This window comes from Bacteroides ihuae (genome assembly GCF_900104585.1).
Taxonomy (GTDB): domain Bacteria; phylum Bacteroidota; class Bacteroidia; order Bacteroidales; family Bacteroidaceae; genus Bacteroides; species Bacteroides ihuae.
Genome location: NZ_FNVX01000005.1, coordinates 608,551 through 621,908 on the forward strand (window position 1 = coordinate 608,551; position 13,358 = coordinate 621,908).

Here is a 13,358-nt window from a genome sequence, read left to right on the forward strand (position 1 = left end):
GGCCTATTTCACTCTTCTGTTCAATTGGTTGCTAGCCTTGCTTGGTCTGGATTTACCAATACGTTTTCCGGTAGGCTGCACGTCTTTACCGTTTTTCTTAGGTAACACCCTTGTTGGCTTTGCTGGAGCTTTCTCTGTCATCTTATCTATTTATTAGAATTATTTCAAATCAGCTACAAAGATAGATAAATTTTGAAAACAACGCTTGTTCTTTATTTCTTTAAACAAATGTTGATGGGTACAAATGGACTTATACAGCGTCTATCTAAATAGAATAATGAACAAATATACGAATTATAATGATTGACAGACGATTAAAATGGCATCGCATTCTATCGGCTTTTTCGCTTTTGTTAGCGTCCGTAGCCACAGGAAGTGCGCAAAACAAGGTTCCGGTAACTGAAACTCACTATCTGTCGGGCCATGGAGCTGACGATATGGTACAGTGGGATTTCTTTTGTACGGAAGGACGCAATTCGGGTAAATGGACGAAGATAGGAGTGCCTTCTTGTTGGGAGTTGCAAGGTTTTGGTCAGTATCAGTATGGCATCAGCTTTTATGGAAAACCTTTTCCTGAGGGCATTGCGAATGAGAAGGGCATGTATAAATATGAATTTGATGTGCCTCAGCAATGGCGGGGCAGCCAGATAGAATTGCTGTTTGAAGCTTCGATGACAGACACTGAAGTGAAGGTGAACGGTCGTAAGGCTGGAAGCAAGCATCAGGGTGCATTCTATCGTTTCTCATACAACGTAACTGACATGCTGAAGTATGGAAAGAAGAATCTGCTGGAGGTAACGGTGAGCAAGGAGAGCGAGAATGCCGGAGTGAATCTGGCCGAACGTCGTGCTGATTATTGGAACTTTGGAGGTATCTTCCGTCCTGTATTCCTTGAGATAAAGCCCGCATTAAACATTCAAAGAACGGCTATCGATGCAAAGGCCGATGGTAGTTTTATAGCCAATTGCTATTTGAATAGTGCTGCCGATAATGTGAAGCTTCGTACGGTAATTTTTGATAAGAAGGGAAAGAAGGTCTCTGAAACGGTAACTCCGGTGAAAGCGGGAAGTGACTGGACAACCGTACGAACAAGCGTAAGCAATCCATTACTTTGGACAGCCGAAACCCCAGACCTTTATAAGGCCGAGTTCTCTCTTTTAGCACAGGATGGTAGCACTTTTCATCGTGAAACGGAATCATTCGGTTTTCGCACCATCGAGGTAAGGGAAAGTGATGGCTTATATATAAATGGCGTACGTGTGAATATCCGTGGAGTGAATCGTCACAGTTTCCGTCCCGAAACCGGACGAACATTGAGCAAAGCCAAGAACATAGAAGACGTGCTACTGATTAAGAGCATGAATATGAATTCTGTTCGTCTTTCGCACTATCCTGCAGATCCTGACTTTTTGCAAGCTTGCGACTCTTTGGGATTGTATGTGATGAGTGAATTGGGCGGTTGGCATGGTAAATATGATACCCCTACCGGAGTGAAGCTGATTGAAAGCATGGTGGAAAGGGACGTGAATCATCCTTCTATCATCTGGTGGAGCAATGGAAATGAAAAGGGATGGAACACGGAACTTGACTGTGAGTTTCACAAACACGATCCTCAAGCCCGTCCGGTGATCCATCCACAAGGAAACTTTAGCGGTTTTGAAACGATGCATTACCGTTCGTATGGCGAAAGTCAGGAGTATATGAGACTTCCGCAAATCTTTATGCCTACAGAGTTTCTGCACGGTTTGTATGATGGTGGTCATGGTGCCGGTTTATGGGATTATTGGGAAATGATGCGTAAACATCCTCGTTGCATCGGTGGATTCCTCTGGGTGCTGGCCGATGAAGGAGTGAAGCGTGTGGATATGAATGGTTTCATTGATAATCAGGGTAACTTTGGTGCCGATGGCATTGTGGGCCCTCATCACGAAAAAGAGGGTAGCTACTATACAATCAAGCAAATCTGGAATCCTGTTCAGGTGATGAATAAACAATTGACGAAGGCATTTGATGGTGTGCTACAGATAGAAAATCGCTATGACTTCCTGAATCTGAACACTTGTACTTTCAATTGGAAGTACGTGACTTTCCCTTTGGCTACGGATGGAAAGAAGGAGGTGAAAGTATTGAAGCAAGGTGAGGCAAAGGGTGAGAATATTGCTGCTCATCAAGCCGGAACCATGCGGATTGCTGGGGCGGTGAAAGATGCTGATGCGTTGATCTTAACTGCCGTTGATGCATTTGGTAAGGAACTATTTACCTGGAGTTATACTCTTGGCGAGATTGCTACAGCCAAAGAACTTACAGCAGATGGTGTTAAGCCAACTTACACAGAAACAGCTGAGGCGGTAGTTGCTAAGGCAGGTGGACGTGAATTTACTTTCTGCAAGAGAGATGGACAATTGAAAGCGGTAAAGGTAAGCGATAAAATTATCAGTTTTGCCAATGGCCCTCGTTTCATTGGTGCTCGTCGTGCAGATCGTTCTCTGGATCAATTCTATAATCACGATGATGAGAATGCCAAGCAAAAAGATCGCACCTACAGTGAATTTGAAGATGCCGGCATCTTTACCGGATTTGATATAAAGGAAGTTGAAGGTAAGTTGCTTGTTACAGCCAACTATAAGCTCGGCAACTTTGATAAGGCTCAGTGGAGCATCTTGGCTGATGGAACTTTAGTACTGGATTATACCTATAATTTCTCCGGAGTAGTAGACTTGATGGGTATTCGTTTCGATTATCCGGAAGATAAAGTGTTGAGTAAGCAATGGTTGGGTGACGGTCCTTATCGTGTATGGCAAAACCGTTTGCATGGTCCGCAATACAACCTTTGGGAGAATGATTACAATGATCCCGTTCCCGGTGAAAGCTTTACGTATCCCGAGTTCAAAGGCTATTTTTCCCATGTTTCGTGGATGAACATTCGTACAAAAGAGGGTGAAATTAGTATTACCAATGAGACTCCGGACACTTATGTGGGTGTTTATCAGCCACGTGATGGACGTGACAGATTGCTCTATACACTTCCTGAAAGCGGAATTTCTCTGTTGAATGTAATTCCTGCCGTACGTAACAAGGTGAATTCAACTGATCTCTGTGGACCATCATCACAACCTAAGTGGGTCGATGGTCAGCAATATGGACGTATTGTTTTCCGTTTTAACGGAACAAAATAATCTTTCAATCTTGAATCAATGTCGTTTAGTTAAGTGCGGTGTACCATTAGAATGAATAAAAAAGAAGCATTCAATAAGTTATTTGTTAACTTTTAAGAAATCATTCAATGCCCTTCCACAGGCCTTGTGAGAGGGGGCTGGTTAACTAGTTAGTTCAGCGCGGTTAACTAGTTAATTCACCGCGTTGAACTAGTTAATTAACCGAGGTGAACTAGTAAGATCCATTTGGACGATGTTATATGTAAATAAATAGTGGCAATGAGCTTAACTAAACGACATTGATTCAAGATTGACCAATTTACTTAAAAGCGTTGTTTCTTTAGCCATTGTCCGAAGAATCGATCATATACAGTATAAGTCTCTTCATTTTTGTATACCAACTCTTTGTCTATCAATGTTTTTAAGGCCGTATTCACACTACTTGCTGCTTTCAGGTTGTGTTTGCTGATAAACTTGTTCGAATTAACGGCAGACACAGATTCTTCCTTTGCTATTGCCTTGATAATTTTCGCCTGATTATTAGTCAGTAGGGATAGATAATTTTGGAAGATAAATTCATTTTCTAGAATGATCTCTTGTATGGCATTCTCTACTATCTCCGTTGTAATCTGTTTTATATTATAGCCATACAATCTATTTAGTATCGACTGTATATACCAAGTATGTCCGCTGAATTTTTGGTAGATGTACTGAAAAGCTTCTGGTAAAAGTACCTTCCCTTCTTTCTCAAAGAAACTTTTAGCAAAATCATAATACATCTCTTCGTTGATTTCTGTGAGTGCCATCATTTGTGTACTTTGATAGAAGGGTCTTTTGGCAGAGACAAATATTTCAGTCATAATATGCTGTTTGCTTCCTGCAAAAATAAAATGTACATTAGGAATAAACTGGATGTAAGAGCGGATCATTGCCTCCACACCTTTTTCCGGGTATTCTGTGATCTGCTGAAACTCATCGATGGCGATATAGCATTGTTTACCCGAAGCTGCCAGATAATCGAAAATTTCCTTTAACGTAATGCCTTCCTGTTCGGGTACTATTTCTAGTGAGACGGTTGGCATACCGGTCGCTTCATCTACCGTGATGGTGGGTCTGCAACTTTTAAAGAATCCTGTGATCTTTTTCAAAACTCCCTGTGATAAAGTATCCAGCTGTCCTAATACGGTACTCCCCACTAATGATACGAAATCATTCAAATTATTGGTCGGATAAATATCAATATAGAAACATTTGACATCCACTTTTGCCTGCTTCATTAGATAAAACGTATTCTTGATAAGCCCTGTTTTTCCCATTCTTCGAGGAGCAATCAGAGTCAGGTTTCGTTCATTTTCAAGTGCAGATAAGATCGTATCTGTTTCTTTCTTCCTGTCGCAGAAATATTCAGGACTGGTATATCCGTATATTAGAAATGGATTATTCTGTTTCATATTACGCTATTTACGTTACGTTAATTCCGTAACGCAAATAACGCAACTAATTAGGATTTTTCCTAAGAAATCGTCGTTTTCTTGCTCTCTCAGAACTGTAAAGCCCGAAAATAAGATGGGACTTTGGAAAGGAGATAGGCTTTATTCGGATATAAGCATAAGGATTTATTTATTCGGAAAATAATGAGACAAAGTTTAACTTTTAAAGAATAACCTCTGTAAGGTCTACTATGAAGTGTTGTATCTACATTGTGCTACAGCAAATAAGAATGTTATGAAAAGTAACCGCCTTATTATTAGTCTATATGCTATTAATCCCTTAACTTCGGAAATAAGAGGTCTATTTTAAAGATGCCATTCATATTCCTTCACTGATATTTGATTCAGCAAATCGAATCCTTTATTCAGTCTTAAAAGATAACTAGAATTATATAGCATTTATATAATAAATTTCCAATAGAAACAAAAAAACAAATGAAAAAGATTTTTATGTTCGCAGCTATCGCTTCCATGATGTTAGCGAGCTGTTCAAACGAAGATGAAGCAACTACAACACCGGCGGGAAAGAGTGAGCTTGGTGTTTCCGCCGTTATCACGGGGGCAGTGGTTACTCGTGGATTAACAGATGCTTTCGCAGCTGCAGATACAATTGGAGTTTTTATCGATAATCAAATAGGAGGTGAAACTGATTATACACCTGCAGCAGCTACGTATACTTATGGTGCTACAAATTGGGCCGCTCCTGAATTAGGTAAAATTTATCTGACTAATCAGATAGCTACCGTATATGCTTTCTATCCTAGGGGAATTGCGGGAGATGTTAATTTTACGACTAAAACACTTAAAGTGAATGTTGACTCTGTACAGAACTTTAGTGCTACTTCTCAAGAAGATTATATGTATGCTACTGCCAGAGCAGGAGTAGAAGAATCATATACATATCCTTTAGCGGTAGCGAGTAATGCTGTCGATAGTAATGATGTAGATTTGTTCTTTCACCATGTATTGAGTAAACTGTCTTTTATCGTTAATAAAGATGCTACTTATGCAGGAGCAGGATTATTGACTTCAGTAAGGTTGACAAAAGATGCAGGATTTCTTGCGGGTTCTGATCTTGGAACTGTTAGTTTGGGCGATGGTGTCATCTCAGGATTACATGCAACGTATGGCATTGTCTTTACCGGATCAACAACGATAAATGCGGCGGCTGGTACTACTGTTCTTGTTGAGGGATTGGTTGCTCCTATCGTTGCAACTACGGGCATAAGCCTTACATTAACTATTGACGGTAAAAACATGATTGTAACTCTTCCTGCTGTTGCTCCAGCTGATGCATGGTTGCAAGGGAAGAATTATACCTATACTATTAATGTTAAAGGTACTGAATTGAGTGTTGTTTCTGTTGCAATAACAGCTTGGGATGATTTAGCCGGAGGAGCAACAGACGCAAACTAATTAAAATTGACTTTATTTCAAATAAAGATCATGATGAAAGAACTTTAGAATTTATCTTCTTATAGTTCAAACGCCTCAACCCTGCAAAAGCAGTAGTTGGGGCGTTTCTTATAATCTGCTTTTTCTTGAAGTGATGATAGGAGATATTACCAATTGGATCTGGAGTGAGAATCAGTGGTCTTTGCTATAAGTAAGTTGAAATAATATATAAGGGGATGGGTACAACTCATCCCTTTTTTCGTCCTTTTATGAAAGGTGAACAGTCATGAATAACACTAAATCCCGTATACTACTGCTAGTTATCTGTTTGAGTGTCTTTGGCAATCTGATGTCCCAAGAGACCCTTCGTGAGTCTTTCCGTAATCCATCAGAGGAAGCGAAACCATGGACATTCTGGTACTGGATGTATGGTGCTGTTTCTAAGGAGGGTATTAAGGCTGACTTGGAGGCAATGAAGGAAGTGGGTTTAGGAGGTGCTTATCTGATGCCAATCCGTGAACCATCTCGATGGCCTAACTACGAAGGTGCGGTGAAACAACTTACTCCGCAATGGTGGGAGATGGTGCGCTACAGCATGCAGGAGGCTGATCGTTTGGGTTTGAAGCTTGGAATGCATATTTGTGATGGTTTTGCATTGGCAGGCGGTCCGTGGATCACTCCGAAAGAATCGATGCAAAAAGTGGTGTGGAGTGATACGATTGTCTCCGGAGGAATGATTAAGAAACTGGTATTGGCCCGCCCCGAAGCTTATGAAGGTTATTATGAAGATATCGCTCTGTTGGCTCTACCCGTTTCAGAAGAGGGTGACCAGCCTTTATTAAAAGGAGGACTGCAAAAGAATTCGGCGGATCTTTCGGTGAACGAGGTTTCTATCTCTCCGCTTTATAAAATCACTTGCGGCAATACGGATACCGGAAAATCCATTGATCCATCCAAAGGAGTAACGATAGCAGAGGATGGAGTGATTCGCTCTTCTCTTCCTTGCTGGATACAATACGAATATGCTCAGCCTTTTACCTGTCGCAACATCGAAATTGTACTGAATGGTAATAATTATCAGGCTCACCGACTGAAGGTGACGGTAAGTGATGACGGTGTGAATTTCCGTGAGGTAAAGCAACTGGTTCCTGCCCGCCAGGGTTGGCAAAATACGGATGAGAACTCAACGCATTCTATACCTGCTACCACAGCACGCTATTTCCGCTTTTACTGGACTCCGGTTGGTAGCGAACCGGGCAGTGAAGATATGGATGCTGCAAAATGGAAACCAAACTTAAAGATCAAACAACTTATCTTGCATAGTGAACCTCGTTTGAACCAATGGGAAGGGAAAGCGGGACTGGTATGGCGTGTGGCTCCCCGAACATCGTCTTCGGAAATAGGGGCGCAAGACTGCATTCGCAAAGAGCAAATCATTCATCTGACTGCTTTCATGAAGAATGGAGTACTTACTGCTAAACTTCCTGCGGGCAGATGGAGACTTCTTCGTATGGGGCATACTTCTACGGGGCACACCAACGCAACAGGCGGTACCGGAATGGGATTGGAATGCGATAAGTTTAGTGAAACAGCGGTTAAGAAGCAATTCGATAACTGGTTTGGTGCGGCTTTTGCTCAAACAGATTCCGTGTTGGCACGTAAGGTGCTGAAGTATATGCATGTGGATAGTTGGGAGTGTGGCAGTCAGAATTGGAGCGATAACTTCCCTGCCGAGTTTCTGAAACGCCGGGGTTACGACCTTATGCCTTATCTTCCTTTGTTGGCAGGTATCCCGATGGATAATGTGGCAAAGTCGGAAGAGGTGCTTCATGATGTACGTACAACGATTGCCGAATTAGTTGTGGATGTATTCTATAAAACGCTGGCTATGTGTGCAAAATCTTATGATTGCGAATCTTCTGCCGAATGTGTGGCACCAACGATGGTCAGCGATGGATTACTTCACTACAAGATGGTTGACCGTCCAATGGGTGAGTTTTGGCTTAATAGTCCCACCCACGATAAACCGAATGACATGCTTGATGCCATAAGTGGGGCACACATCTACGGCAAGAACATAGTACAAGCAGAAGGATTTACGGAACTTCGCGGTACGTGGAATGAAACTCCTGCCATGCTGAAAACGTTGCTCGATCGCAATTATGCGTTGGGCATTAACAAGCTTTTCTTTCATGTAAATGTGCACAACCCATATACAGATCGCAAACCCGGTATGACACTAGACGGTATCGGTCTTTTCTTTCAACGAGATCAAACATGGTGGAAAGATGGAGCGAAAGCTTTGGTTGACTATGCTTCCCGCTGTCAGGCTTTGTTGCAATACGGGCATCCGGTGGCAGATATTGCTGTGTTTATAGGAGAAGAAATACCCAGTAGGGCGGTGTTGCCTGAACGTTTGGTTCCCTCACTTCCCGGTATCTTTGGTACAGAACGGGTGAAGAGTGAACAAGTGCGTTTGGCTAATGTCGGTCAGCCCTTACGCGAACAACCTGTGGGAGTAAGTCATTCAGCTAATATGGCCGATCCCGATAAATGGGTAAATCCTTTGCGTGGATATGCGTACGATTCCTTTAATAGAGATGCATTGCTTCGTTTGGCCAAGGCAGAAAACGGACGGATGATACTTCCTGGTGGAGCATCATACAAGGCATTGATTCTTCCGTTACCTCATCCGATGAGTCCGGATAGTATTCCTTTCTCTGCCGAAGTACAAGCGAAGTTGGATGAATTAAGAAAAGCAGGTGTTTTGATTCCTCAGCTTCCCTATAAAGATGATGACTTCTCTGCTTATGGATTGCAGCGTGATGCAATTGTTCCCGAAGAGGTAGCATGGACACATCGCCGTGGTGAGGCAGCTGATCTTTATTTTATTTCTAATCAACAAGATAAGGAACGTACTTTCACCGTTAGTTTGCGCATTGCAGGAAAGAAACCTGAACTGTGGAATCCGGTGACAGGTGAGATTGATAAAGAAATAGCTTGGAAAGAAGTTGATGGTCGCACGGAGGTGTTGTTGACATTGGCTGCGGGAGAGTCTGTTTTTGTTGTTTTTCACAATCACATAACTACTTCTGAATCTGATTTGGCGAAAAACGTTTCAACTGCATCAACCGATAAGAATAAGAAGAAAACGATCTCTGAACCAATGGCGTTAGGTAATAGGGCGTGGACTGTTAGCTTTCCACTTATCAATAAGGTACTCATTAAAGATACACTTTTCGATTGGAGCCAATCGGAAGATGAACAGGTGAAATATTATTCGGGAACAGTTACCTATAAGACTTCTTTTAAGTGGAGTAAAAAGCCCAAAGGACGCATATTCTTATCGTTAGGTAAGGTAGCGGATGTGGCGACTATTCGAATGAATGGAATCAGTTGCGGTATTGTGTGGACTGCCCCTTACGAGGTGGATGTGACAGATGCTTTGAAGAAAGGTGTAAATATCTTGCAGATAGAGGTGACCAATACTTGGGCGAATGCGATTAAAGGTGCCGATAGCGGAAAAGCTCCTTTTGAAGGAATATGGACGAATGCGAAATACAGAATGAAAGAGGATGTACTGATTCCGGCCGGATTATTCGGTCCTGTGCAACTTCTTCAACAGAAATAAAGATAAACATGAATAGAAAAAACATTCAAAGAGAGACGCTGATTTTGTCTTTCTTTTTACTAGCAATGCTTAGTGCTCGGGCAGAAGTGAAACTACCCGCTATTTTTTCGGATGGTATGGTGATGCAACAGCTGTCAAATGCTAATTTTTGGGGAACGGCAACAGCCGGCAAGCAAGTGGTTATCATCACAGGATGGAATGCCAAGCAGTATCGCACGAAAGCGGATGCCGCAGGTCATTGGGCTGTTTCTGTGGCAACTCCTAAAGCAGGTGGTCCATACACCGTTTCTTTTAATGATGGAAAAGTAACAATATTGAAGGATGTACTTATCGGTGAAGTGTGGCTGTGCTCGGGACAAAGTAACATGGAAATGCCTATGAAGGGATTTAAGAATCAACCGGTAGAAGGTGCTAATATGGATGTGCTGAAGAGTAAGAATCCGAAAATCCGTCTGTTCACCGTGAAGCGTACTTCCACTTTGTTGCCTCAGAACGATGTGGTAGGCAACTGGCAGGAAGCTACTCCTAAATCGGTTTATGAATTTAGTGCTACAGCTTATTACTTTGGTCGCTTAGTGCAAGAGTTACTCGATGTTCCCGTTGGCTTGGTGGTTACCGCTTGGGGCGGATCGGCTGCCGAAGCATGGATGACGGAAGATATGCTGAAAGCATTTCCTGATGCAAAAATCCCTCGCACGGATGAAGACATCAAATCGAAAAACAGGACACCGACTGTGCTCTACAACGGTATGCTTCATCCATTGATTGGATTGACAATGAAAGGTGTAATCTGGTATCAGGGAGAAGATAACTATAACCGTGCGCATACGTATGCTGATATGTTTGCCACACTGATAAACGGATGGCGTGTAGCATGGAAGCAAGGAGATTTTCCTTTTTACTATTGCCAGATAGCTCCTTATGATTATGGAATTATCACTGAAAAAGGGAAAGAAATCATTAATTCTGCCTATCTTCGTGAGGCTCAGGCAAAAGTGGAGCAACGCGTGCCGAATACAGGGATGGCTGTTTTACTCGATGTAGGAATGGAAAAAGGCATTCATCCGGTGAAAAAACAAGTAGTCGGGGAGCGTTTGGCTCTATTGGCGTTGAGTAAAACGTATGGTGTTGAAGGAGTCAGTGGTGATAGCCCTTACTTTGATTCATTTGAGATAAAAAACGATACGGTGATGGTGCATTTCGCGAATGCTCCGATGTGGATCACGGGAAAGAGTTGTTTCGAATCCAAACTGTTCACCGTGGCGGGAGCCGATAAGGTGTTTCATCCTGCTAAAGCATGGATTGTACGTAGTAAAATGTACGTGAAGAGTGAGGAAGTGCCTCATCCGGTGGCTGTGCGCTATGCTTTTGATAACTATGTGGATGGCGATTTGTTTGGTGGCAATGGTTTGCCGATATCCTCCTTTCGTACGGATAACTGGTAGATATAAAAGATATTTATGAGGAAACTCTTTTCTATAATAGTTGTGTTAATGATTGGCGTGCCGTCTCTTTGGAGTCAGCATGCCAATGTTGTTTGGAACAGTCCGAGTCGTAATTCTTCGGAATCGATGCCTTGTGGCGGCGGAGACATTGGATTGAACGTTTGGGTAGAGAAGGGTGATTTACTTTTTTACATTAGTCGGAGTGGCACGTTCGACGAGCATAACTGCCTCCTCAAACAGGGAAGAGTAAGGCTTCGCTTGTCTCCGAATCCATTTTTGAATGCGTCTGATTTCCGACAGGAACTGAAACTGAACGAGGGTTATGTAGAAGTATCAGCCGGTGGAACGACCATACAACTTTGGGTGGATGTTTTTCATCCATTGATACATGTAGAGTTACAAAGTCGGCAGGCGCTTTCGGCAGAAGTCTTTTACGAAAACTGGCGATACAAAGACCGCCTTATTCGCAAAGGGGAAGGACAGCAAAATTCTTATAAATGGGTGATGGCAGAGGGGCTTGCTACGACAAAAGATTCTGTTGTGGCAAGTAAGAATGAAGTAATGTTTTACCATCATAATCCTTCCAATACAGTATTTGACGTAGCAGTGGCTCAGCAGGGAATGGATGCTGTGAAGGATAAGATGATGAACCCAATAAAGCATCTTACTTTTGGCGGCAAACTTTGGGGAAGCAACTTATCGTTTCTTGGGACGAAGGAAGATGTGTATGCCGGTACTGATTATCGGGCATGGCACTTTCGTTCTGTGAAGCCGACTCGCAAGCAGCAGATCCATATTGCTTTATATACGCAGCAAACTGCTGATATTGAGACTTGGAAGGAGGGGCTGACGCAGGTTATTACAGGAGATTTCCAAAAATATAAGAAGAGATCACATGCCTGGTGGAATGCTTTTTGGCAACGTAGTTTTATTGTTGCGAAGGGCGAAGCGGAACAGATTACCCGCAACTACACTTTGTTTCGCTACATGTTGGGTTGCAATGCATATGGCAGTGCACCTACGAAGTTTAATGGCGGTCTCTTCACGTTCGATCCTCTCCATGTAGATGAAAAGCTAAACTTTACGCCCGACTTTCGTAAGTGGGGTGGTGGAACGATGACGGCTCAAAATCAGCGATTGGTCTACTGGCCCATGTTGAAAAGTGGAGATGCCGATTTGATGATTCCCCAGTTTAAATTCTATCTGGCTATGCTCGGCAATGCGGAACTTCGTAGCAAAGTATATTGGAATCATCCGGGAGCTTGCTTTGCCGAACAGATTGAGAACTTTGGACTCCCCAATCCTGCCGAGTATGGATTTAAACGACCGGACTATTTTGATAAGGGAATAGAATATAATGCTTGGCTGGAATATGAATGGGACACGGTGTTGGAGTTTTGTCAAATGATATTGGAAACCAAAGATTATGCAGGGGCAGACATCTCTCTATATCTGCCGCTGGTAGATAGTGCATTGACTTTCTTCGATGAACATTACCGCTATCTGGCTCGGCAACGCGGGCGCAAAGAACTAGATGGCAATGGTCATTTGATTTTGTTTCCGGGTTCGGCTTGTGAAACGTATAAGATGACTAATAATGCTTCGAGCACCATTGCAGCTTTGCGTACGGTGTTGCAAACGTATGGTCGTAAACCGGAAATGCTAGCTAAGATTCCTCCTATTTCTCTGCGTACGGTCGGTGGGAAAGAGATGATTTCTCCCGCTAAAACGTGGGAACGAATCAATAACGTGGAGACTCCTCAGCTATATCCTGTTTTTCCATGGAGAATATATGGTGTGGGCAAAGATAGCTTAGAGATAGCTCGCAATACTTATTTATATGATGCCGATGCATTGAAGTTTCGCAGTCATGTGGGCTGGAAGCAAGATAACATCTGGGCAGCTTGTTTGGGACTGACAGATGAGGCTAAACGTTTGACTCTTTTGAAGTTGGCTGACGGGCCGTATCGTTTTCCTGCTTTCTGGGGACCGGGCTTTGATTGGTCACCCGATCACAACTGGGGAGGTAGTGGCATGATTGGTTTGCAAGAGATGCTGTTGCAGACCAATGGAGACAAAATATTGCTGTTTCCTGCATGGCCACCTGAATGGGACGTGCACTTTAAACTACATGCGCCTATGCAAACTACCGTGGAGGCAGAGTTGAAAGCAGGTAAACTAATCAACCTCAAAGTGACGCCGGAAAGCCGTCGGAAAGATATTGAATTATGGATAAAATAAA

The 13,358-nt window shown here is 42.8% G+C and carries 7 protein-coding genes; 5 read left to right on the top strand and 2 right to left on the bottom strand.

The features are described 5' to 3' along the window. Window positions 1-3 precede the first annotated feature (3 nt). Window positions 4-141 carry a hypothetical protein gene (locus BQ5338_RS16850; protein ID WP_159431320.1) on the bottom strand — a complete coding sequence of 46 codons (138 nt, stop codon included), beginning with the start codon at window positions 139-141 and terminating at the stop codon, window positions 4-6. A gap of 158 nt (window positions 142-299) precedes the next feature. On the opposite strand from BQ5338_RS16850, the gene BQ5338_RS08010 reads away from it, so the two are divergent. After that, on the top strand, window positions 300-3,176 hold the full coding sequence (locus tag BQ5338_RS08010) for a glycoside hydrolase family 2 protein (protein ID WP_071146292.1): 2,877 nt from the start codon (window positions 300-302) through the stop codon (window positions 3,174-3,176). A gap of 302 nt (window positions 3,177-3,478) precedes the next feature. Here the strand turns inward: BQ5338_RS08010 and BQ5338_RS08015 are convergent, their stop codons facing one another. Beyond that, on the bottom strand, window positions 3,479-4,606 hold the full coding sequence (locus tag BQ5338_RS08015) for an AAA family ATPase (protein WP_071146293.1): 1,128 nt from the start codon (window positions 4,604-4,606) through the stop codon (window positions 3,479-3,481). A 474-nt stretch (window positions 4,607-5,080) separates the two neighbouring features. On the opposite strand from BQ5338_RS08015, the gene BQ5338_RS08020 reads away from it, so the two are divergent. From BQ5338_RS08020 to BQ5338_RS08035, 4 genes are all read left to right on the top strand, one after another. Then, window positions 5,081-6,061, top strand: a complete 981-nt coding sequence (locus tag BQ5338_RS08020; protein ID WP_071146294.1) for a fimbrillin family protein — start codon at window positions 5,081-5,083, stop codon at window positions 6,059-6,061. A gap of 265 nt (window positions 6,062-6,326) precedes the next feature. Further along, on the top strand, window positions 6,327-9,671 hold the full coding sequence (locus tag BQ5338_RS08025) for a glycosyl hydrolase (protein ID WP_071146295.1): 3,345 nt from the start codon (window positions 6,327-6,329) through the stop codon (window positions 9,669-9,671). Window positions 9,672-9,679: 8 nt separating this feature from the next. After that, window positions 9,680-11,116 (top strand): sialate O-acetylesterase, encoded by a 1,437-nt coding sequence (locus BQ5338_RS08030; protein WP_071146296.1) that lies wholly within the window; start codon window positions 9,680-9,682, stop codon window positions 11,114-11,116. 15 nt (window positions 11,117-11,131) lie between these two features. Continuing rightward, window positions 11,132-13,357 carry a DUF5703 domain-containing protein gene (locus BQ5338_RS08035; RefSeq protein ID WP_071146297.1) on the top strand — a complete coding sequence of 742 codons (2,226 nt, stop codon included), beginning with the start codon at window positions 11,132-11,134 and terminating at the stop codon, window positions 13,355-13,357. Window position 13,358 lies beyond the last annotated feature (1 nt).